This is a genomic window from Pedobacter sp. 22226 (genome assembly GCF_052045455.1).
GTDB lineage: Bacteria > Bacteroidota > Bacteroidia > Sphingobacteriales > Sphingobacteriaceae > Pedobacter > Pedobacter jeongneungensis.
Genome location: NZ_JBQEPB010000003.1, coordinates 268,954 through 293,041, shown reverse-complemented (window position 1 = coordinate 293,041; position 24,088 = coordinate 268,954). Strand labels below are relative to the sequence as shown.

Genomic DNA, 24,088 nt, shown 5'->3' with positions numbered 1-24,088 from the left:
TCATAATTTCTTTCATTTTGGTCTGTAGCCTTCAGCTATCGGCCCAAAGCTATAACTTCACCAATTACAGTTTAAAAGATGGCCTGCCGCAATCGCAGGTAATGGTTATTTACCAGGCAAAAGACAGAACGCTCTGGCTCGGTACTTTTGGCGGCGTTAGTAATTTCGACGGAAAAATTTTTACCTCTTATAGTAAAGCCGATGGATTGAGTTCTAATTCGGTAAATTGCATTCTTGAAGATAACCAGGGGCAGATTTATTTTGGAACTGAGGCCGGGATTAATAGTCTGAAAAAAGGAAAAATAACCACCATATTTTCAGGAAAAAGCGTAAATAATCTCCTGAAAGATAAACAAGGCACCATTTGGGGAATAACCGAACGTAAACTGTTTAAAATTGAAAAGGGCAGGCTTGTTTTTTATGCTATAGGCGGCTTGTATGTAAATGCCATTAATACCGATCAGTACGGTAATCTTTTTGCTGTGGTTGCAGAGAAAGGGATTTATCAGCTTAAAAATAACAAATGGGTAATTTATCAGGAATTGCCGGCCGAATTAAGTGCATTATCTATTAGGAAAATCTTATTCGACAAGAGGATAAGAACCAAGTTTTACCTGTTAACCTACCGGAGCGGTATTTACGTGTCCGAAAATGGAATGGTGAAACCGTTTTTCAAAAATCCTAAAATCGACACTTATTATGCTTTAGAACAGGATAATAAGGGCAATATGTGGGCAGGTTCCGAAAAAGGAGCATACCTCATCCACAAAGATGGTTCTTTTATTTATTTCAATGCCGAGAATGGGCTGAGCGACAATCAGGTAAATGAGATTTTTAAGGATGCAGAAAATAACATCTGGATTTCCTGTTTCAGTGATGGAATTTATAAATATGAGGGTGATGCCTTTATCCGCTACAATAAATTTAAAGGTCAGAATATTGCCTACCCGATCAGCGGGATGGCTGCAGATAAAAACAATAATTTATGGTTCGGAACCTATAACAAGGGCATTTTTAAGTACGATGGTAAAAAGGTAGAGCAGATCGGCTATCCGGTTTTTAAGGATAAAAAAATCTATTTTGTTTATGCTGACAGGGCAAAAAATATCTGGATATCTACCTATGGCAATGGTGTTTGGAAATACGACGGACAAAAATTTTCGCAGGTATTAAAGCCCGAGCGTTTCGATAATAGCTGCATTGGTGAAGACAGTGAAGGTGGGATCTGGATCAACGGATTAAAATCTTCCACTTATTTAAAAGATGGGAAAATTGAAAAGATAACCGGCTTTGATGGCTATTCTTCCTGCATTTTTCCTTATCCTTTAAGTAAAGATAGCGTGTTGCTGGGCACATCAAACGGTGTTACGCTCATCAGGAATAAAAAAATAGATCGCGGCTTTCAGATTAAAGCACTCAACCATATACATATTCTAAGCATTATTAAACATGGCGATAACCTCGTTTTTGCTACACTTGGAGATGGCATTGTAACCTGGAACCTTAAAACAAAAGCTATAAAACGTTATGTAGCTGCTAACGGGCTCAACTCAAATGATATTTACAGCCTGGCAACAGATAATAAAGGAAATTTATGGGCCGGTACCGGCCGTGGCATCAATAAATTAACCTTTAACGAGGAGGAACAGCGCTACGAGGTTTTCAGGGATCATGCTTTAATTGTAGAATGTAATCAGAACGCTATTATCAATTACAAAAATAATATTCTGGTGGGCACCATCAGTGGCATCATTCAATGTAAAATTGTAGCACCCGGTCAGAATAAAAAAAATCCATTTATCCATATTCAGCAGGTTAATGTTTTTCATAAAAATGACCGTTCTAAAGATCTTTCTATCGATCTCAACAGCACTAAAAATAGTTTTTACAAGTTAAACTATAGTCAGAACCACATTGCAATAAGTTTTAAAGGAGTTTACCTTACCAATCCCGAAAGCGTGCTTTACCGGTACAAACTGGTTGGGATAGATAACGATTTTAGTAAACCTGTGCCCAATACAGAGATCGAATATTCTGCCATCAGGCCCGGTACTTATACTTTTCAGGTATATGCCATTGCAAACGGTCAGCAATCCGGTATCGAACAGTTCAGTTTTATCATTGTACCGCCTTATTACGATACGGTTCTTTTTAAGGTTATTGCGTTTCTGGTGATGATTTTTCTGATCTGGCTTATTTTTTACCTGATTTTTAAAACCCGCGAACGGAAGAAATACCAGTTCGAAAAATTAAAGTTAAAAGAGCAGGAAAAAATCAGGAAACAGACGGCGGAAGATTTTCACGACGATATTGGCAATAAATTAACCAGGATTAATGTTTTATCGGAACTTCTGGATAAAAAAGTAGATGGAACGGAGAAAGAGCAGAAAGAACTGATCCGCCTGATCAGGGAAAATGCCGGTCTGCTTTATACCGGAACAAAAGATATTCTTTGGGCGCTTGATCCGCACAGCGACAACCTTTTCGAAATTTTGGTACACATTAAAAATTTCGGGATCGATCTATTTCAGAATACCGGGATCGATTTTAAAATGGAAGGCGTGCTGGCTAAATACCAAAAGTTACATTTATCGATGGAGTTTAACCGAAACCTGACGCTTATTTTTAAGGAAATGCTGAATAATGTACTAAAACATGCAAAAGCCACGCAGGTACTCATTATGGTGATCGAAACAGACCACCACACCATCAATATTTTAACTACAGATGATGGCACAGGATTTGACCTCGAATCGGTAGAGCGGGGCAGGGGGTTAAACAACATTCAAACCCGTTGTAAACGGATAAAATCTACCTTCCAGATTTCTTCAATTAAGGGAAAAGGTACCACCACCACAATTTCTACAAGAATTCCTGTCACAAAATAGCATAAAAGCCGTCTAACCATTAAACACACCTAAAATGAACCAAAGTTTACGAATCGTTTTAATAGAAGACGATGATATTTTAAGAATGGGCTACGAATCGCTGTTGAATGATGTTGAAGACTTTGCTGTGGTAAATTCTTACGCATCATACGATTTGGCTAAAAAACATTTGGAAATCGACCAACCCGATGTAATCCTGCTTGATATCCAGATGCCAGGCACAAACGGTTTACAGGCATTGCCGTTTATTAAAAAAACTTTGCCAAATGCCCATATCATCATCTTAACCGTATTTGATTCGCCTGAACTGGTTTTCGAGGCCCTAACCATGGGGGCGGGCGGTTACCTGACCAAAAACTCAAGTGCGGCAAAAATTATCGATGCAGTTAGGGAAGTAAGTACGGGTGGTGGCGCCATGAGCACCAATGTTGCCCGGATTGTGATGCATTCTTTCCAAAAAAACCTGAACTCGCCCTTAACCAAAAGAGAAACCGAAATATTAGACCGGATAGCCAACGGACAAACCAAGCCCCAAATTGCCAATGATCTTTTTATCGACCAGGAAACGGTGCGGAGCCATGTCAAAAATATCTACATCAAACTCGATGTAAACTCAAAGGCCGAAGCCATTAAAACAGCGAAAGAAAAGCGTTTTATTTAAGTTATAACAATACCATTTGAAAAAATAATGCTAAAATCACCCTTTTTGGGTGATCCTTCCCGTTCAATTTCAGTTTAATTTTACACCATACAATTGAACGGAATAATGAGCCCATCTGCAAAATTCTTTTATGTGCAAGTACAGCAGCTAAATGATGCAGATGCCTTTTATGCCAATTGTTTAGGGATGCCTACTGAAGCAACCATATTTCCCGGACAGGAAAAGGGGATATTGGTTAAGGCTGATGATAAAACCAGTATTTTTCTTTCGGAGCATAAGCATCAAAACCAGACCAATAAAATTGTATTGCAAAGTGATGATTGCCTGGAAGATTATTGCAGGTTAAAATCGAGGGGAGTGATTTTTAAAAAAACACCGTCTTATTTAACTGAGGGTTTAAGTGCCGCATTTTCTGATCCCTATGGGAACGAATTTATCATTTTGGAACAACGTAACTATAATGAGGATTAATGGCATGAGGTACGTCAAAGAACTGAGCAACAGAAATAAAATTGTAAGCGAAAGCACCTGCGATGCCATTTATGAGCAACAGAATGATGCCTATACCATAAAATTCGTTTTTAGCGGTGCCGAAGACTGCGAAATTAATAAAAGAAGATTTAGCATTTACCCCGATACTTTTGCGGTGGTAAACGCCGGAACAAACTTTTGCAGTAAAATAGATTCGATTAACCCGGTAAATACATTTTCGGTTTCTTTCGGTGAGCACTTTTTTAGTGATTTTCATCATACCCTCTCCGCCAGCCACGAAAATTTACTGGATGGGAAAGAGGTTAAAAGCAGGCCGGCATTTACAGAATCTTTATATCCCTTTACCGGCGATATGCGCTTTAACGTACAGCACCTTAAAAACCAGCTCGATAAAGGTTTAAAAGACGAAATGCTGATTAATGAATACATGTATCACTGCCTTTTAAATTATTATAAAATTTATGATCGGGAGGTGGTGCAGAAACTGGATAAACTCAGTTTTATTAAAACCAAAACGCGTGAGGAGGTTTTAAAAAGGTTAACATTGGCTAAAGAGTACATCAGCAGTAATTATAACCAGAATATCACGCTTGAAAATATAGCCGAACAGGCCTGTTTATCGGTTAACCATTTACTGAGGACGTTTAAGGAAGCGTACGAAATCAGTCCTTACCAGTTTTTGATGCAGCTCAGGTTAAACCGGGCCAAAAGATTATTACAAACTACAAGCTATTCGTTAAACGAAATAGTGGGTTTGGTGGGTTTTGAATGCCCGAGTTCATTCATCAGGTTATTTAAAAATACGTTCAATATTACTCCTTTAAAGTATAAAAAGAGTAAGCTGAATTAAATATAAATAGTGATTTCTGCATATTTTCTATATCAGGATGAAACTATTTTTGAAGCTCTTGCAGGACAATTTGTAGAAGTTTTTTCCTGTTTAGGTTAATAATGATTAAAAAAGCAAACTGCCAGGATTGGAGTTTGCTTTTTTGCGTTTATGGCCCCTGATTATTAAAAATGGTGATTTTCGCACATTTTGAGGTTTTGATAGCACCTAAATTGCTTATTGATTTGGTTTCATGCATCCCGGCTAAAAACTAAACGATAAACTAATTACTAACTATTTATTTCTCAACATGAAACAAAAATTACTATTGATTTTAATGGTGACGGTTTTGTCTTATTTCAACGCACTGGCGCAGAATAAAACAATCACCGGAAAAGTGGTTGATGCAGATGATGGCCTGCCATTGCCTGGTGTATCAATTAAAATAAAAGGAACAGCACAGTTAACCCAAACCACCGGGCAGGGAACATTTTCGATCTCTGTGCCTGCAAACGCAAAAACTTTGGTGTTAAGCTACGTAGGATACACCGAACAGGAAGTAAACATAACCGGCGAAACATTAACTGTACGCCTGGTATCGTCTTCTAAAAACCTGCAGGATGTAATGATTATCGGCTACGGAACGGTGAAGAAGGAAAATTTTACCGGATCAGCAGCGGTAGTTAAAAGCGAAGTTTTACAGGATCGTCCGGTTACTTCTTTTGAAAAAGCCTTACAAGGTGCAGCAGCAGGTGTACAGGTTACCAGCGTATCTGGTCAGCCGGGTGCAACCTCTACCGTACGCATTCGTGGCGTTGGCTCCTTTACCGCATCCAGTACGCCACTTTATGTGGTAGATGGTATTGCCATTACCAACGGAGATTTGAGTAATGTAGCGCAAACATCTGATGTGCTTTCGTCAATCAACCCTAATGATATTGCTTCATTAACGGTATTAAAAGATGCAACGGCTGCAGCCATTTACGGATCAAGAGCGGCTAACGGAGTGGTATTAATCACTACAAAACAAGGTAAAGCAGGCCAAACCAAATTAAACCTGAGTGCTTATACAGGATATTCTTACCAAGCAGTTGATAAACCTGAGGTGATGGATGCCACCCAATATTATAAAACCTATTGGGATGTATATTATGCACAACGCCTGGCGGCAGGTTTAACCCCTGATGCTGCAGCTACAGCAGCAAATGGATTAACCAATGGCAAACTGGTTGTAAACCCATATAATACCGCTAATCCTTATGCGGCAAATGGTGTACTGGCCAATGGGGCAGCCTTACTTTACGATACAGACTGGCGTAAGGAGGTACAGCGCAGAGGGGTAACTAAAAACATCGATTTATCGGCCAGTGGTGGTAACGAAAAAACTAAATTCTTCGTCTCCGGTGGCTATTTCGAGCAAAATGGTATTGTAATCCGTTCAGATTTTAACCGTTACTCGAGCAAATTTAACATTAACACCGAGGTAACAGATTTCTTGAAAATTGGCATAAACAATAGCCTGGCCCGTACGCAACAAAATACGCCTGCTGGCAGCACCGGTTCTGATAACCCGGTAAACTTTGCCGATCAAACTGCAAATATTTATCCGCTTTATGTACGCGATGCGAATGGTAATGTAGTATTCGATTTGGCTGGAAATCCGGTTTACAATTATGTCAATCCGGTTACGCCCGATTTTAACCCGGTTGGCTTATCAAAATTAAACGAGTACAATACCATTACCAACAGGGTAATATCGAGCCCTTACGCAGAAGTTAAATTTTTAAAAGATTTTACCGCTAAAACAATGGTGGCTGTTGATTATATCAATAACCGCGAACGCCAGTTCTATAACATGGAGCATGGTGATGGATTTAGTGTAAAGGGCAGGGGGTACCGTTATTCAAAAGAAGATGTAACCGTAACTTTTCAAAATACCTTAACCTATAACAAATCTTTCAACTTACATAGTTTTAATGTATTGTTGGGTCAGGAGGCTTACCGTACCAAACAAGATTACACTTATGCACAGGCAACCGGCTTTCCTTTTCCCGGAACCAGCGAATTAATTGCGGCATCAACCCCTAATACAACACAATCTTACTATACGCAAAAAAGATTATCTTCTTATTTCTCCCGTTTAGAGTATAATTACGACACTAAATATTACCTGTCGGCAAGTTTAAGAAGAGATGGTTCTTCTGTTTTTGGGGCAGATCATAAATACGGAACATTTTATTCAGTAGGTGGTGCATGGAGAATCGGAAGAGAAGATTTCCTTAAAAATGTAACCTGGCTTGATGAGTTAAAATTAAGGGGAAGTTATGGTACTTCGGGTAACGACAGGATTGAAAGATATGCCTCACAAGGTTTATATTCATTAGGTAAAAACTACGACGGGCAATCAGGAATCAATTATTTTCAATTGCCAAACCCTGATTTACGCTGGGAAGAAAATTCGACACTTGATTTAGGGTTAGAATTTGCCCTTTTTAAAGGAAAATTAAGTGGAGAGGTTTCTTATTACAAACGCGGTTCAAAAGGCATATTATTCAGTCAGCCGGTTTCTCAGCTCACAGGCTTTCGTAATTTAACAACCAATTTAGCCTCGATGGATAATTATGGTGTAGAGGTGTTATTAAATGCAAATCCGGTAAAGACAAAAGATTTCGACTGGAATATTTCATTTAACATTACTTCGAACAAAAACAAGATCAATAAAATGACACAGGCTGAGGTAATTGATGCTGATGACGCGACCAAAAGGTGGACTGTAGGAGGAAGCAGATACGACTGGTATTTACGCGAGTATGCAGGCGTAGACCAGGCTGACGGAAGGCCGATGTGGTATATGGATGAAGTGGTAAATGGCCAGGCAACAGGCAATAGAATTACAACTAAAACATGGTCTACAGCCACAAGGTACAATAACTTCGGTTCGGCATTGCCTAAATTTACAGGCGGTTTTAGTAACAACTTTAAGTATCAGCAGTTCGATTTAAGTGTATATACTTATTTCTCAACCGGGGGAAAAATCTATGATACCCTTTATGGCAATTTAATGCACGGAGGTGCCAATGTTGGTAAACAATTGTCGGTTGATAATTTTAACAGCTGGCAAAAACCTGGTGATGTAACAGATGTACCAAGATTTGTAATTGCCAATACCGATTTAGGAAACAACCAATCTACCCGTTTCCTTTACGATGGATCTTTTATGCGTGTTAAAAACATCACCTTAGGATATACATTAAAGAAAAACTGGTTAGAAACCATCCATTTATCAACGCTTAGGCTTTATTTAACAGCAGAAAATCCGTTTACACTTGCAAAACATAAAGGTATGGATCCGGAGTCTGCGCTTACCGGTTTAACAAATAATGATATTCCAAATGTTAAAACATTTACGCTGGGCCTTAATGTTGGATTTTAATTTAGAGAAAAATGAAAAATATAAAAATATATAAAACCACATTTTACATCGGTAGCCTGTTGTTATTGGTAAACCTTGCCGGTTGTAAAAAAGATTTTCTGGAGGTAAGCCCTACCCAACAGATCAACTCGAAAGAAACGTTTTCATCATTAGCCAAAATTCAGGCTGCCATGACGGGTATTTACGATTTAACCACCTTTTCGGGTTATACCAATAATATGATTTTAAGCGCAGATGTTAAAGGTAACGATGTGCTGATTGTGAGCGGTGCATCAAATTATAACCGTTTTGTAGCGCAATATCAGTTTATAGAAACCTCTAGCAACTCAGATGTGGGTGCCTGGTGGGAGTACAGCGGAAAAGTGATTGCTAATGCCAATCAGTTTGTTGCCAATATCCCCACTGCACCGATAACCGACGCACAAAAGACCGAATTCCTGGCAGAAGCAAGGGCATTAAGGGCATATACCTATTTCTGGTTAATCCGCTGGTTTGCAAAACCTTACAGCGTTAATCCTGATGCACTGGGCGTGCCGATTGTTAAGGCACCACTTGGCCCTAACGATCCTACACCAGGCAGGGATAAAGTAAAAGATGTTTACGCTTTTATTATTGATGATTTAAAATATGCAGAAATAAATTTACCGGCAAAAAATACCAATGTTTATAGAATGAGCACTGCAGCCATTCAGGGGATACTGGCAAGGGTATATCTGAATATGGGAAACTGGGCCGAAGCAAGCCGTTATGCTAAACTGGCACGCGCAGGAAAATCATTAAGTAGTGCTGCGGCATTATTAACCGGTTTTAATACGCCCACTACCGAATGGATTTATGGTATTAGTGTTCGTACAGATGACAATCAGGGTTTCTTAGCGGTTTCATCATTTTACGATCCTTACAATTCGGGTTACTCCAGTTTTAGGGTTACTGATGATTTTTTTAACTCATTTGCCGCAAACGACGAACGCAAAAAACAATTTTTGGTAAAAAGCAGTATAACCGCCGATCCCAGCACCGGCGCTTACAGAAGAAGAGGTGAGGGTTACTTAATTAATAAGTTCGATTTTACCACCACTACCGCTAACAACCAGGTATTGATGCGTTCTGCCGAAATGTACCTGATCGAGGCTGAAGCTGAGGCCCGCCTGGGTAACGAGCCGGCAGCAAAACAAGCGTTATTAGCGATACAACAAAGGGCCGGCGTTGCAACAGCTGTTTCGGCCAATACAGGCAATGTCCTGATCGAAGAAATATTGTTAGAACGCAACAAAGAGTTATATGGCGAAGGACATAAATTTTTCGATTTACTACGCACAAACAAGGGCGTTAACCGAACCGGATCTACCGTACACTGGAAAATTGTAAACTTCCCGTCTGGCGATAACAGGTTGGTTTCTCCAATCCCACAATCAGAATTGGATGCAAATCCGGTTTTAAAACCACAACAAAACCCAGGCTATTAATACCTTTAAAATTAATAAACCCCAGCCCTTCTCAATTATTTTGAGGAGGGCTTTTTGCTTTACATCATATTTTAGTTACCTCATCATTAAGGTGTTATCAGCATATTATTTTGTTGCAATCTGGCCGAACTTTAATAAAAAAAAACACCAATAGTTATGAAACTAAAAGCTTTAGTGATTTTATTACTAGGTACTACAATCACCAATCAGGTTTTGGCTACCGAAAAGCCTACTGCGAGTCATAAATCAGTGATCAATTATTATATGGACAGTTACATTAACTCTGATTATAAGAAGCTGAAAGCTGTTTTAAGTGAGGATGCCGTTTTTACCTCAAACAGAGATGTAAGGGTAATTAAACATAAAGCCAGTGAGATTTTAAGCGAGATGAAGAAAAACGAGGGGGTGGTACAGCGCGATTGCAACATCAGCTCTACCATCGTTTCAGAAAGCGACGCACTGGTAATTGCCCGTGTAGATATTAATTATGAATTATTTGATGGTGCACAGCAAAACTTTGTCATCATCGAAAAAAATAAAGATGGCGAATGGAAAATCAGCCAGGTGTATAAAGTATTTATTTCCAGCGAAAGCGAAGCCAGAAAGCTGGTTTCAACTTCCCGTTAAACAAAAAAGTCCTGGCCAAAACCGGGACTTTATATTTTTCTATGTTTTTTCTTAAAAACCAATCGGTAATTCTACCTGCGTTCTGTCCCAGCCAATAATCAGGTTTGCACCTTCCGTAACCGGTGTAAAAGTTAACGAGAAATATTCTATCGGTTTAGCCAGTGTTTTAACCGGCACATTTACACGTACAATATCTTTTGATGGATTATAAGTAAAAGCACCCCATTTATCGGTTTCGCTGTTTACTATAATGGTCCAGGTATCTTTGTTAGGAATGGCAAATAAGCTGTAAGTACCTGCTTTAATTTTTTTACCACCAATGCTCACCTTTTTAAAGAAATGAATTTCTGTACTTTCGTTAGCACCAAAGCGCCATACTGTTCCGTATTGCTCTAAAACACCAAAAATATCGCGCCCTTTTTTCTGCGGACGTGAATAAACGATTTTGATAATAGGTTTGGTCGGATCTCCGGCTTTCACCTTTGGGGCATTAAGCGGAAAATACACAATATCTGCCGGACTTGGGTCTGCAACAGGGAATTTTACCTCAGCGGTGCCGGCCTGTTGTGCCTTTGCGCTAAAGCATATAAAAGCGAAAACAACAATGAAGATATTTTTCATTTAGGTGTAGTTTGTTTTCTTGTAGTAATAAAACAATTATGGTTTTACGCTTATTGGTAAAATCTTAACGGTTCCATTTACTTTGAAATTAAATCATCTAGCCCTTAAACAGGGCATAAATTTTAATAGGATGTGAAGGTAAAAAGCTAAAAGAAATTAGTACTTTCTTCCTTTTACAATAGCGTTTAAAAATAAGCCTGCAGTTAACAAACCTAAAACACCGCCTAATAAAGCGAAAATATAGTTTTGTGTAATAATTGCTCCTGTTAAAACTCCGAAGAATAAACCTAAAGCATAATATAACCAGTTGAAATTATTGTTGCTGTTTTCTTGTACACTCATGTTTTTTGTTATTTGGAGGCAAAGTTAATATTTATTTTAAATTTTAATTTGACAATCAGCCGAATTATCCAATTAATTATCAGTTCGGGCTAATTTATAAACGGTACAATTATAAAAGTGAACTGCCAGAATAATCTGATAAAAATTTAATGGTATCAAAAACGAAAGAAATCTTAATAGATTTCACTACATAAGAGATATTCAGTTTTTTGCTGTTGTTGCCCTATAAATGATAAAGGCTAAATAAAGAATATCACCTAATATGAATAGCCGGTATTTAGTTTAGAATCGATTATTTTATTAAAAGCCAGTGTTTTATCAGGATAATGTAAAAGAAGTACCAAAACATTTGGAAGTTAATCAATCGTTTGATTAATTTTGTGCCGTCAAAAAGAAATGAAAACAGAAAAAGTAGATAAAAAACAGGCCATTCTCGACGCAGCTGAAAAGCTGTTTTGCGAAACAGGGTATGAGGGAACTTCTACCCGCCAGATTGCCAAAGAATCTGGAGCGAACATGGCAATGATAAATTATTATTTCGGTTCGAAAGAAGGCGTTTTTGTGGAGATCATGAACGAGCGTATTGCTGGTTTTGCTTCTCAGTTAAAAATCATCAACGAGGATAAGATCTCTGCATTAGAAAAATTGCATAAAGTTATTGAAGGCTATGTAAACAGAATTCTGAATAACACTGCATTTCACAAAATGATGCACCGCGAACTGTCTTTAACCCAAAGGCCCGAAATGTACGATAAGATTAAAGATGCCATGAGCCATAACATGCAGCTTATTGATCGCATTATTACCGACGGGATAGAAGATGGCACTTTTAATAAAGTAGATGTGCGGATGGTAATCGCTACAATTATGGGCACCATTACCAACATCGTTATTGCTCCCCATAAGGTTATATCATGCTCCAACTTCGATCTGAGTAATCCGAAAGACAAAAAAATTATTAAAGACAGGGCAGTAGCTCACTTACAAGATCTAACAACAGTTTATTTAACAACAAAAAGATGATACCCAAATCAATTAGATTAATGCTTGTGGCATCATTAGTTCCGGCGGCTTTATTTGCACAGAGCAGTAAGGAATTAAATATCAATCAGGCAATAGAACTTGGCATAGCCAATAGTAAAAACTTAAAACTCTCCCAAAACAAAATTGATCAGGCAGTGGCTCAGCTGGCAGTTGTTAAAGACAATGCTTTGCCTACCGGTACTGCAAGTTTTATGTACAACCACGCTGAAATCCCAACCAGCACGTTTTCTCTGCCAGGTGGAGGATCGACCCTGCAATTACCGAAAAGGGCAGATGCTTTTGTAGGTACAGCAGCAGTACAGGAACTGGTATATGGTGGCGGTAAATTAAAATATGCAAAAGAATCGACCAAGTTACTGGCCGAAGTTGCACGTTTGGATGCCGATAAAAGCAAAGAAGAAATTACTTATGCCGTAATCAATACTTATTATTCTTTATACAAGGTTTTACAGAGCAGAAAAGTGGTTGATCAGAATTTAGAGTCGATTGCTGCACAGATTAAACAGGCACAACGTTTCTTCGAACAGGGCATTGTAACCAAAAATGATGTACTGCGTTTCCAGTTGCAACAGGCAAACGTTACGTTAACTCAAATGGATATCGAGAGCAACCGCAAGGTAATCAACTACAATTTAGATATCCTTTTAGGCTTACCTGAAGATACTGAAGTTAAAATTGTTGATCCCACCCTTGGTTTAAAAACACCAGGCGCTTTAAACGAATACATTGGTCAGGCCATGGCTAACCGCCAGGAGTTAAAACAACTCGATGTACAGAACAAAGTAGCCGATTTTAACATCAAAACGGTTAAGGCAAATACTTTACCTACCGTTGGTGTTGGTGCAAACCTGTACTACATTAACCCAAGCGGCAATTTTATTCCGCCAACAAACCAGTACTTAATGCCGGTTACATTAGGCGCAACGGTTTCATGGAATTTCGGAAACCTTTGGACAAACAAAAACAAAGTAAGCCAGGCTAAAATTGAACAGAGCGAAATTACCATTCAGAAAGATATTTTATCTGATCAGGTAAAAACCGATATCAATAAAAACTTTCAAAGTTACCAGGTGGCCATGAACAAAATCCAGGTTTTGGAAACTTCAATAGCCCAGGCAACAGAGAACGATAAATTATTGGCATCTAAATATAAAAACAATGTGGCTTCTGTTACCGATAGAATCGATGCAGAAACTTTATTATACCAGGCAAAAATAAACTTAGAGATAGCAAAGGCAGATGCAGGTTTGGCTTACTATACACTATTAAAATCAACAGGAAAAATAACGCAATAAATACAGCAATGACAACTGAAAAGAAAAAAAAGAACATAGTAGTACCCATCATTTTAGGTGTTTTACTAGTAATCGGTATAATCTTCGGAATTACCGAATGGAGTTATTATAGCAAACACGTAGATACGGATGATGCTCAGATTGATGGCGATATCAGTCCTGTTGTTGCTCGTGTTGGTGGTTATGTTAAGGATATTAATTTTGAAGAAAATACGCACGTAACCGAAGGGCAGATTTTAGTGAAGCTTGATGATAACGATTACAAAGTTAAATTAGAGCAGGCCCAATCTGGCCAGAAAGGTGCAAATGCAGGTGTTGGTGTGGCACAATCGCAAATTGCGGCTACCCAGGCCAATACAGGTACTGCAAAAGCAAACGTTGATGCTGCAAAATCAAATGTTGCGGCTGCAAACGTTAAAGTTAATTTAGCGCAGAAAGATTATAACCGTTATGAAAATCTGGTTAAAGATGGTTCGATAACACAACAGGCTTTCGATCAGGCAAAAGCCAACAAAGAATCTGCTGAAGCAGCAAGACAATCTGCTATTGCAGCCTATCAGGCAGCGCAAGATCAATACAATGCTGCGGTTAAACAAGTTGGTACCACACAATCGCAACTGGCAGTAAGCAGCAACGTAATCAGCCAGCGCCAGAGTGATATCGATTTTGCTAAACTTCAATTATCATATACCGATATCAAAGCTCCGGCAACGGGTATTGTTTCTAAAAAGAATGTTCAAAAAGGACAATTGGTTCAGGCTGGTCAGTCTTTATTCTCTGTAGTGAACGACGGAAGTATTTATGTAACCGCAAACTTTAAAGAAACCCAATTAGAAAAAATCAGGGAAGGTTCTAAAGTAGAAATCGAAGTTGATGCTTATCCTGACGAAAAAATTGAAGGTGAAGTATATAATTTCTCTCCGATTACCGGTGCTAAAGGATCTTTATTGCCTCCTGATAACGCTACTGGTAACTTCGTTAAAGTTGTTCAACGTGTTCCGGTAAAAATCAAAATCCATCCATCAAAAGAACTGCTGGCTAAATTACGTCCCGGAATGAGCGTTAAAGCTTCAGTATCTACTAAATAATATTAAAATGGCCGAAGTAGGTTTAAAAAAGTGGATTATTACATTTACGGTAATCACAGCTTCTTTGTTAGAGCTGATTGATACAACGATCGTAAACGTGGCAATTCCACAGATACAGGGAAACCTGGGCGCCACCCTTGAGGATGTGGCCTGGCTTTCCACCGGCTATGCGGTAGCAAACGTTATCGTATTGCCAATGTCGGGCTGGTTGGGTAACCGGTTCGGCAGGAAAAATTATTTTCTTACCTCCATCATCGTTTTTACACTCGTTTCCTTTTTATGCGGAAACGCCACTTCGTTAAATGAACTTATTTTATTCAGGATTATTCAGGGACTGGCCGGTGGTGGTTTAATATCAACAGCGCAGGCTATCCTTATCGAAACCTGGCCACGTGAAGATGTGGGTATCGCAACAGCCCTGTTTGGTTTGGGTGCGGTAGTTGGACCAACAGTAGGACCAACCATTGGTGGGTATATCCTGGAAATCAGTTCATGGCCGTGGATCTTTTATGTGAATATTCCCGTCGGAATACTCGCGGCCTACTGTACGTACACCTTTGTTCGGGCAACCCCTAAAGAAGGGCAGGGTCAACCTGTCGATTGGTGGGGTATCGCGTTACTGGCTATTGCAGTAGGTAGCTTACAAACATTATTAGAAAAAGGAGAGAGTGAAGACTGGTTCTCTACACCATATATTACTGCATTGGCCGTTGCTTCGGTATTTGGCTTGCTGCTGTTTATCTGGCGGGAGCTGACCACTGACCACCCGATTGTGAATTTTAAAATTATGAGGCACAGGAGTTTTTCTGTGGGTATGTTTACCTCCTTTATTTTAGGTTTCGGTTTATATGGCTCAGTATTCGTGTTTCCGGTATTTTGTCAGAACCTGTTAGGATTTTCTCCGTTGCAAACCGGAGAAATCTTATTCCCGGGTGGTTTATGTACCATTGTAATGATGCCTTTTATTGGTATTATGCTTAAAAAAGGTGTTCCGGCGCAAATTATGGCCACTTTCGGGATGTTTGCCTTCTTCGTGTTCTGCTGGATGTTAAGTAATTCGACACTACAATCAGGAACAGGCGATTTCTTCTGGCCTTTGGTAATCAGGGGTGTGGGTATGGCCTTATTGTTTGTGCCTTTAACCACATTGGCTATCCAAGACCTGAAGGGACCGGAAATTGGTCAGGGTTCTGGTTTAAACAACATGATGCGCCAGTTAGGCGGTTCATTTGGTATTGCCGCTTTAACTACTTTAATACACATCCGTTCGGGTTTCCACAGAAGCGTTTTATTGTCGAATGTGAATGATTATAACCAGCCATTTGTAGAGCGCTTTAATATTTTGATTAAAGGTTTTATGGCAAAAGGACAAACCTTGTTCGATGCCAAAATTATGGCAGCAAAAGCGATGGAAGGAATTGTAACCAAACAAACCATGTTGCTTACTTATGATGATGCTTACTGGGTAGCCGGATTGATTATGTTGTTCTCGATCCCACTGCTCTATCTTCAAAAGTTTAAGAAAAATGCAAACATTCCTGCCGATGTGCACTAAAATTTGCAAAGAAATGCCATAAATAATGGCAAAAAACAAAAACAGCCGGTGTATTTTATTACATCGGCTGTTTTAACCCAAAAAATTAACAATCAATGCAATGCCCTTAAACATTGCAAATGTTCTTACTTAACCACATAGTGGCCAAATAAGATTCTAAAATTAAAATTTATTCTACAATTTTCCAAATTGTAAGCCTTAGAATTTTAATACCTTATGCATTTTTTGTAGTATTACGGTAAACAAAACTACTGCCTAAGCTATGCCCAAACTTCGTTTAACAACGCAACGAGAATCTATTTTTAATAATGAGGTCATCTCAAAATTCGAACTATTTAACAGTTTATTTCTCACCTTGCCTTTTTACAAAATTAAGGATACCGGAACATTGCTTCCCTTATTCTTTAAAAGCTGTGAAGAAGGCATTGCTAACGGAGAGAAACCCGCACAGATTATCGAAGAATTTTTTGCCAAGTACACCAGCTATACCGAGCGCAAGGATATTATTGACCTTCTTTTCCGTTTTATCCAGTATATCGAACGTCAGGTAGTGCTTTTTGATGCCGTAGAAGACGCTTCTTTTACCAAATTAAATACTACCGATGAGCAAAGTACACTGGCCTTTATTTTAAAGAAAAATGCCGATAATAAGCCTGTGCTGGCAAAAATTGAGAAACTGATTGATGAGCTTTCACTTCGTTTGGTTTTAACCGCGCACCCCACCCAGTTTTATCCGGGCAGTGTATTGGCCATCATTACCGATTTAACCAAGGCCATCAGGGATAATGATATTATCTCGATGAACTCGCTTTTGCAGCAACTGGGTAAAACACCATTTTTTAATAAAAAATCGCCAACACCGGTTGATGAGGCTTTAAACCTGGCCTGGTTCCTCGAAAATACTTTTTATTTTGCTGCGGCCAATATTCAGGAAGAAATAGACCAGAATCTGGACGAATATAACCTCGAAACCAAGAAAATTTTGGAACTCGGTTTCTGGCCGGGAGGTGACAGGGATGGAAATCCGAATATACATGCCGATACAACCCTGGAAGTTTCTAAAATGTTGCGACAAATCCTCTTCCGCTGCTATTACCGCGATTTCAGGGTAATTAAACGTCGTATCACTTTTAGGGGTGTTGAAGAAAATATCGCCAAACTGCATGATGTACTCTATCAAAATGCTTTCGATCAAACCTGCGAACTTCATGATATTTCTGATGAATTAAGGGATAACCTCAATAAAATTAAAGAAACATTACTGGCAGAACACGATGGTTTATTTGTGGATTTAGTTAACGACCTGATCCGTAAAATAGATTTATACGGCAATTACTTTGCTTCGCTGGATATCCGCCAGGATAGCCGTGTGTTGAGAAGTGTACATGCGTATTGCCGTGAAAATAAACCGATTTCTTCTTTATATCCTGCTAATTATGATAAGTTATCAGAAGCAGAAAAACTAAACCTGATTTCTTTTAAAGAAGCAACTATTGTTTATGCAAGTGAACCTGATGCTTTAATTGAGGATACCATTGAGGTAATTAAAGAAATTAAAGGTATTCAGAAACGCAACGGCGAAAAAGCCTGCCACCGTTTTATCATTAGTAATTGCCAGCAGGCGAGCGACATTCTTCAATTGATTGAGCTTTTCCTTTGGAATGGCTGGAGTAAAGAATCGCTGACGATTGATTTTGTACCGCTTTTCGAAACCGTTAACGATTTAAAAGGCGCTGCGGATATTATGGATACATTGTACAGTAATCCATTTTATAAAGCACATTTGGCCAGCCGTGGCAATAAACAGGATATTATGCTGGGCTATTCTGACAGTACCAAAGATGGTGGCTACCTAATGGCCAACTGGTCTATTTTTAACGGAAAAACATCGCTTTCTGCAGTTTCGGCCAAACATAATATTCAGCTTGCATTTTTTGATGGCCGTGGCGGTCCGCCTGCACGAGGTGGAGGTAAAACACACCGTTTTTATGCTTCAATGGGTAAAGAAATTGCCAATAAAAACATGCAGTTAACCGTTCAGGGGCAAACCATCAGTTCGCAATATGGTTCGGTAGAAAGTGCTGAATTTAATATCGAACAATTAATTAATGCCGGATTAACCTCTGGATTAAAAGAAAAGCACAATATTCTGTTGGATCCTGAAAATAAAGCCCTGCTTGATGAAATGGCTGAAGAAAGTTATAAAGCCTTTGTCGATTTGCGTGAGCACCCATTATTTGTAAGTTATTTAGAGAAATTATCTCCTTTAAAACTGTTATCGCAGGCTAATATTAGCAGTCGCCCGGTAAAAAGGAATGGTGGTGGCGAAATGAAGCTTGAAGATTTAAGGGCCATCAGTTTTGTAACCGCCTGGAGTATGCTGAAACAAAATGTACCTGGTTTCTATGGAATGGGAACAGCCTTGAGCACTCAGGAAAAAGCCGGTAATTGGGATAAAGTGGTTAAGGTTTATCAGGATTCTGATTACCTGAAAACCATTGTAGATAATTGTATGATGAGCATGAGCAAATCGGACTTTGTAATTACGGCTCATTTAGCCAACGACAAAGAATTTGGTGCCTTTTGGACTCAACTACATGAAGAATTTAAATTAACCAAAGAGATGCTCTTAAAACTATCAGGACAGCAAACTTTAATGGCCAACTATCCGGTGGATAAAAAATCGATTGCTACGCGTGAGAGAATTATCCTGCCATTAGTTTTAATCCAGCATTTCGCTTTAGAGAAACTGCAGCACGATCAGAGCGAGAAAGACCAGCACGCTTTAGAAAAGCTAGCGGTAAGAACGGTATTCGGTATCGTAAATGCGGGAAGGAATTTAGCTTAGTATTGAAAGACGTTTTCGCTCGTTTCCAAACGAGTGCGTAAATAGCAATACGATTCTATCGTTTGTAAACGATAAACTATTCAACGCTCGTTAGAAATGAGCGTTAGCACCTCATTCTTTATCCAAGGTCTGTGTCCGCACAGACCTTTTTTATTATTGTGCTGTCATTCTCAAAGCTTCGTCATTTCGAGCGAAGTACAACGAAGTCGAGAACCACGCAGTGCTCAGCGAAGCTAAATCTGTCTCGAGATAGATCTCTCCGCTCCACTGCGTTTTCGGAGATGACGGTTTTTAGTTTAGGGCAATCAATAGAAGTTTAAGTTTTGGCAATGACGAAATCGCGTATAAACAAAAATCCCCTGCAGATTTTTCATCTGCAAGGGATTTTATATTTCGAAAAAGCGAGATTAAGCTTTAAGACGATTACCGATCAATCGAACCCATCACTTTTTGGCCAAAAGCATTTAGCGCATCTTTTTCGGCAGCACCTTCGCTTACCATCTGGTGCACTTCAAGCGCACCGCAGATATTGGTAATCATCTCGCCCGCTACATCAACCTCGTGCTCACTAACACCTCTAAATTCGCAGAAAGCTTCTAAAACTTCTAAAGTGGTCTCCAGTTGAGCCGGAGTGGTGTTTTGAAACAATTGTCTTATAACCGGAATCTTCATTACTTTATCTTATTAAATAGTTCAATTAAACCTTCTGCCTTGTTGGTTTGCACCTGATCTACCAAATTGCCACCTTCAAAAGCTGCGAAAGTTGGTAAATTATCAACGTTTGCAAATTTGCGTGAGTTTGGAAGTTTTTCGGCATCAACAATCAGGAAAGCTACATCTTCATTTTCCGAAGCCAGTTTTTTAAACTTAGGTTTCATGATCCTGCAGTTTCCGCACCACGATGCAGCGTACTGAACCATCACCTTTGAGTTATCGGCCAGGTATTGTTGAAGATTATCTTCTGTTAATTCTAAAAACATAACGTTTTGTTTAATTAGTTAGCGGCTAAATATTCAGCTACACCGGTTCTGTTTGCGTTCATTGCTTCTTTTCCTTCTTCCCAGTTTGCAGGACAAACTTCGCCATGTTTCTGAACGTGAGCATAAGCATCAATTAAACGTAAATATTCTTTAACGTTTCTGCCTAGTGGCATATCGTTAACACTTTCGTGGAAAACTTTACCGGTTTCGTCGATTAAATAAGTAGCTCTGAAAGAAACATTTGAACCTGAGAAAGATTCGTTTCCTTCTTCATCGTAGTTAACTTCCTGATCTAAAATATCAAGGATACCAGATAATTGTCTGTGGGTATCAGCTAAAATCGGGTAAGTAACACCTTCAATACCACCATTATCTTTTGGCGTATTTAACCATGCGAAGTGAACTTCGTTGGTATCACAAGATGCACCGATTACAATGGTATTTCTTTTTTCAAACTCTGGTAAAGCAGCCTGGAAAGCGTGTAATTCTGTAGGGCAAACGAAAGTAAAATCTTTTGGATACCAGAATAATAACACTTTACTATTTTTGTTTACAGCTTCTTCAAATACGTTGATTTTCAAGTCATCACCCATGTCTGACATTGCATCAATACTAACACTCGGGAATTTTTTACCTACTATTGCCATAATTTTTGTCTTTAATTTTGTTGGCACAAAGGTAAGGCTAAAAGAGGAGCCAATCAACCCCGATCCACTAATTGTTAATTGTATTTATTGATAACGATATAGACGAAAACTATATTGTTTGCCGGAGATATAGCAGGGTTCTATTTTATAGATTGCGTCATTTCGAGCGGAGTGCAACGCAGCCGAGAAATCTGTTGCGGAGACTTTTATGTCTACCATCAAGAAGCTCTATAAAAAACTCGTCATTGCGAGGCACGAAGCAATCCTAAAGCACGCGCTAGTAGCGATCGCTGTAAGATTGCTTCGTCGTTCCTCCTCGCAATGACGAGCTGTGTGAAAAAATTAATTCTTCAACGTATTTTCATACAATTTAAATATCCTTTTATACTCATCCGTCCAGCTGCTTGGCTCAACAAAACCATGATCTTCTACCGGATAAACCGCAAGTTCCCAGTTGTTTTTGCCCAACTCAATAAAACGCTGTGTAATGCGCACAATATCCTGAAAGTGTACATTTACATCAACCATGCCGTGTGCCATTAGCAGGTTGCCTTTTAATTTATCCGCAAAGTAAATCGGTGAACTTCTTTTATAGGCAATCGGATCATTAAATGGTTCGTTCAAAATATTAGAGGTATAACCATGGTTGTAATGCGCCCAATCGGTAACCGAACGTAAAGCAGCGCCACTGGCAAAAACGTCCGATTCGTTAAACATGGCCATCAACGTGATGAAGCCACCATAAGAGCCGCCATATAAACCCACATGTTTTGGATTAACGCCATATTTCTCTACCAAAAACTTAACGCCATCGGCCTGGTCGGTTAAATCTTTTCCACCCATGTGGCGGTAAATGCCCGTACGGTGATCGCGGCCATAACCAGAACTTCCGGTATAATCGATATCAATTACCGTATAACCATTATCGGCCAGTAAATTATTGAACATAAACTCACGGAAATAGGTGCTCCAGCCAAAATGTACGTTCTGTAAATAGCCAGCACCATGCACAAACACAACAGCAGGATGGTTCGGGTGCGGATGATCCGATTTATAAACCCTTGCATATACATCGGCTCCGTAGCGGTTTTTAAAGGTAACCATATCGGGTTGACGCCATTTATAAGAATTAAATTCTGCAGAGGTTGATTGCGTAACCTGTACGGCTTTAGCTCCGGCTTTATTTGGCTGGAGATATAATTCTCCGGGTTTATCCATATAAGAATAATTGATGGCAATGTATTTCTCGTCGGGCGAAAGGGTGATGTCATTCAAACCCTTCATGGTGGTAATCTGAACAAGTTCACCTCCATTAACACCGATTTTAAAGAAATTGGTAATGCCCGGGTGCTCTTTATTTGCTTTGATGTAAAACGTACTTCTGTCTTTTGAGAGCTGTACCGATTGTACTTCCCATTTACCCGAAGTGAGCTGTTTTTTGTCTCCCGTATTTACATTTGCCACATATAAGTGCGAATAGCCTGTAGCCTCGCTTTGATAATAAAAACGGTTATTATCGATCCACCCAGTGCTGCCCTGGTAAAAACCGCTAATGCCAGGACCGCCGATCCAGGCTTCATCGCGCTGGCGATCTATTAAAGAAAATTTACCTGTCAAAGCATCCAGTTTCAAAATCCAGCGGTCTTTATTGTCTATGGAAGTAGCTACAACAATGGCTGCACTTGCGTTGTCGTTCCAGATCGGGCCAAAGAAATTTACAGGCCTGTCGGCATTTTTCTTTTTTAAGGTATCCAATTCTTTTGGGTAATCTTTCAGGTAATCAGGAAGATCTTTTATGCCGGTAATGGTAGAAGTTTGGATGGCGTAAACTGTATCGCGCTGCGTATCATAAATAAAACCCTGTGAGGTATTTTCGTTTTCGCCAACCTTGGTCCGGCCAGGAATATCTTCGGTATAACCAGATCCGGTTACGTAATTCGGAACAATGGTATTGTGGTTATTCTGAGCAGGGGTGGTGAGTTTGTAGGTTATAAAATGTCCGTCCGGACTGATAACTACCCCATTGAGAAACTTATCTTCAGTATAAAGTTCTTTTAAAGTTTTTGTATCTCCGGAGGCACCACCAAAGCGGCCTCTTCCGCCACGCGAACCGTTTTTGGCTTCTGCATTTCGCTTTTTAATGATATCGAAAAGTTCCGTTTGCTCTGCTTTTAACCATTTGTCTTGTTCGGTAAGGGGCTTGGCTTCTGGTCTTCCTGCTTTTTTGCCTTTAACAAAATTGGTAAGCTGTTTGGTTTCGGCCGATTTTAAGTCCACGTCGAAAAGATTATCGCCCAACTGGTAAACAACGTTTCCATTGGTCAAAAAAACAGGACTGTTTTCTCTTTCGAGTGTGTTGGTTAGGCGTGTTTCTTTATTCGTTTTAAAATTCTTCAGATAGATGTCGCCGCTTTTTTCTACCAGGCCCAGGCTGCGGTCGGCATTATAGGTATAGTTTAAGCTCAATTGTTTTTCATCTTCCTTTTCAACCGCTTTTACAGGTTTTGCAGAAGTTGCCGAAACTTTAAATAATTCTTCTTTGGTTTTATTTTCGGGGTTCCAGTTAAAATAAAGGGTTTTGCTATCTGCCGTCCAGCGGAAATTTGTGGGTGCAATACCCATCCATTTTGGGTCGCGCATAATTTTTTCAACGGTTAAAGGGGCCAGTTGTTGCGCAAAAGTGTATTCGCCTGTGCAAAGCAAAAGGAAAAGTAAATATTTCTTCATGAATTTTAGGTTTGGATGCAATTTAGGTAAAGCACAACCTAATTTTAGAAGGAAATGGAAATGTTACAACCTCAGCCATATAAATTAACCACAGATAAAGAGGATGAACATAGATCATTTTTTGCAATTATGCTTAAATCTATGTTTATCTGTGCAAATCTGTGGCAAAGACTAGAGGATCACCCTTCCGGTTTTATTTATTTCTGCCTTCTGAATTAACCACAGATAAAAAGGATGAACACAGATAATCCTTTTGTATTAAGGTTAAAATCTGTGTTTATCTGTGCAAATCTGTGGCAAAAAAGACTAGCGGATCATCCTTCCGGTTTTATCTACTTCTGTCTTACCAATTAACCACAGATAAAAAGGATGAACACAGATAATCCTTTCCCTTAAGGTTAAAATCTATGTTTATCTGTGCAAATCTGTGGCAAAAACTAAAGGATCACCCTTCCGGTTTTATTTATTTCTGCCTTCTGAATTAACCACAGATAAAAAGGATGAACACAGATAATCCTTTGCATTAAGGTTAAAATCTGTGTTTA

18 protein-coding genes are annotated in these 24,088 nt (G+C 39.2%); 12 read left to right on the top strand and 6 right to left on the bottom strand.

From position 1 onward, the window contains the following. Window positions 1-17 precede the first annotated feature (17 nt). From ACTJKC_RS08205 to ACTJKC_RS08175, 7 genes are all read left to right on the top strand, one after another. Window positions 18-2,888 carry a ligand-binding sensor domain-containing protein gene (locus ACTJKC_RS08205; protein ID WP_440791011.1) on the top strand — a complete coding sequence of 957 codons (2,871 nt, stop codon included), beginning with the start codon at window positions 18-20 and terminating at the stop codon, window positions 2,886-2,888. A gap of 34 nt (window positions 2,889-2,922) precedes the next feature. Next, complete coding sequence (locus ACTJKC_RS08200; RefSeq protein ID WP_440791010.1) at window positions 2,923-3,549, top strand: response regulator transcription factor; 627 nt, start codon at window positions 2,923-2,925, stop codon at window positions 3,547-3,549. Between the two features lie 105 nt (window positions 3,550-3,654). Beyond that, window positions 3,655-4,020: a VOC family protein gene (locus tag ACTJKC_RS08195; RefSeq protein WP_440791009.1), complete on the top strand. Its 366-nt coding sequence runs from the start codon at window positions 3,655-3,657 to the stop codon at window positions 4,018-4,020. Between the two features lie 4 nt (window positions 4,021-4,024). Continuing rightward, on the top strand, window positions 4,025-4,891 hold the full coding sequence (locus tag ACTJKC_RS08190; protein WP_344853389.1) for an AraC family transcriptional regulator: 867 nt from the start codon (window positions 4,025-4,027) through the stop codon (window positions 4,889-4,891). Between the two features lie 289 nt (window positions 4,892-5,180). Beyond that, window positions 5,181-8,303: a SusC/RagA family TonB-linked outer membrane protein gene (locus tag ACTJKC_RS08185; protein WP_440791008.1), complete on the top strand. Its 3,123-nt coding sequence runs from the start codon at window positions 5,181-5,183 to the stop codon at window positions 8,301-8,303. A gap of 11 nt (window positions 8,304-8,314) precedes the next feature. Beyond that, window positions 8,315-9,769: a RagB/SusD family nutrient uptake outer membrane protein gene (locus ACTJKC_RS08180; protein ID WP_440791007.1), complete on the top strand. Its 1,455-nt coding sequence runs from the start codon at window positions 8,315-8,317 to the stop codon at window positions 9,767-9,769. Window positions 9,770-9,925: 156 nt separating this feature from the next. Then, on the top strand, window positions 9,926-10,396 hold the full coding sequence (locus ACTJKC_RS08175; protein ID WP_440791006.1) for a hypothetical protein: 471 nt from the start codon (window positions 9,926-9,928) through the stop codon (window positions 10,394-10,396). A gap of 51 nt (window positions 10,397-10,447) precedes the next feature. Here the strand turns inward: ACTJKC_RS08175 and ACTJKC_RS08170 are convergent, their stop codons facing one another. Continuing rightward, a complete protein-coding gene (locus ACTJKC_RS08170; RefSeq protein WP_440791005.1) occupies window positions 10,448-11,017 on the bottom strand; it encodes a DUF2911 domain-containing protein in 570 nt (189 codons plus the stop codon). A gap of 156 nt (window positions 11,018-11,173) precedes the next feature. Continuing rightward, the gene (locus ACTJKC_RS08165) at window positions 11,174-11,359 is read right to left on the bottom strand and encodes a hypothetical protein (protein WP_010599342.1); all 186 of its coding nucleotides are present in this window, start codon (window positions 11,357-11,359) and stop codon (window positions 11,174-11,176) included. Between the two features lie 396 nt (window positions 11,360-11,755). Here ACTJKC_RS08165 and ACTJKC_RS08160 point away from each other — a divergent pair, with 396 nt between their 5' ends. The 5 genes from ACTJKC_RS08160 to ACTJKC_RS08140 all read left to right on the top strand — a co-directional run bounded on the left by ACTJKC_RS08160 (window position 11,756) and on the right by ACTJKC_RS08140 (window position 19,189). Next, a complete protein-coding gene (locus ACTJKC_RS08160) occupies window positions 11,756-12,382 on the top strand; it encodes a TetR/AcrR family transcriptional regulator (RefSeq protein ID WP_344853384.1) in 627 nt (208 codons plus the stop codon). Further along, entirely contained in the window at window positions 12,379-13,698 is a 1,320-nt protein-coding gene (locus ACTJKC_RS08155; protein ID WP_440791004.1) for a TolC family protein, read from the top strand. The genes ACTJKC_RS08160 and ACTJKC_RS08155 overlap by 4 nt, the downstream gene beginning before the upstream one ends. Before the next feature lie 8 nt (window positions 13,699-13,706). Continuing rightward, window positions 13,707-14,786 carry an HlyD family secretion protein gene (locus ACTJKC_RS08150; protein ID WP_344853382.1) on the top strand — a complete coding sequence of 360 codons (1,080 nt, stop codon included), beginning with the start codon at window positions 13,707-13,709 and terminating at the stop codon, window positions 14,784-14,786. Between the two features lie 7 nt (window positions 14,787-14,793). Continuing rightward, window positions 14,794-16,341 carry a DHA2 family efflux MFS transporter permease subunit gene (locus tag ACTJKC_RS08145; protein ID WP_344853381.1) on the top strand — a complete coding sequence of 516 codons (1,548 nt, stop codon included), beginning with the start codon at window positions 14,794-14,796 and terminating at the stop codon, window positions 16,339-16,341. Between the two features lie 262 nt (window positions 16,342-16,603). Then, the gene (locus tag ACTJKC_RS08140; protein ID WP_440791003.1) at window positions 16,604-19,189 is read left to right on the top strand and encodes a phosphoenolpyruvate carboxylase; all 2,586 of its coding nucleotides are present in this window, start codon (window positions 16,604-16,606) and stop codon (window positions 19,187-19,189) included. Between the two features lie 423 nt (window positions 19,190-19,612). On the opposite strand, the gene ACTJKC_RS08135 is transcribed toward ACTJKC_RS08140, so the two are convergent. From ACTJKC_RS08135 to ACTJKC_RS08120, 4 genes are all read right to left on the bottom strand, one after another. Further along, window positions 19,613-19,861, bottom strand: coding sequence for a DUF6952 family protein (locus ACTJKC_RS08135; RefSeq protein WP_010599336.1), 249 nt, complete (start codon window positions 19,859-19,861; stop codon window positions 19,613-19,615). Next, window positions 19,861-20,169, bottom strand: a complete 309-nt coding sequence (locus ACTJKC_RS08130; RefSeq protein WP_109925589.1) for a thioredoxin family protein — start codon at window positions 20,167-20,169, stop codon at window positions 19,861-19,863. The genes ACTJKC_RS08135 and ACTJKC_RS08130 overlap by 1 nt, the downstream gene beginning before the upstream one ends. Window positions 20,170-20,183: 14 nt before the next feature. Then, window positions 20,184-20,816 (bottom strand): peroxiredoxin, encoded by a 633-nt coding sequence (locus tag ACTJKC_RS08125; protein ID WP_025141704.1) that lies wholly within the window; start codon window positions 20,814-20,816, stop codon window positions 20,184-20,186. Between the two features lie 342 nt (window positions 20,817-21,158). After that, window positions 21,159-23,543: a prolyl oligopeptidase family serine peptidase gene (locus tag ACTJKC_RS08120; RefSeq protein WP_440791002.1), complete on the bottom strand. Its 2,385-nt coding sequence runs from the start codon at window positions 23,541-23,543 to the stop codon at window positions 21,159-21,161. Window positions 23,544-24,088: the final 545 nt, after the last annotated feature.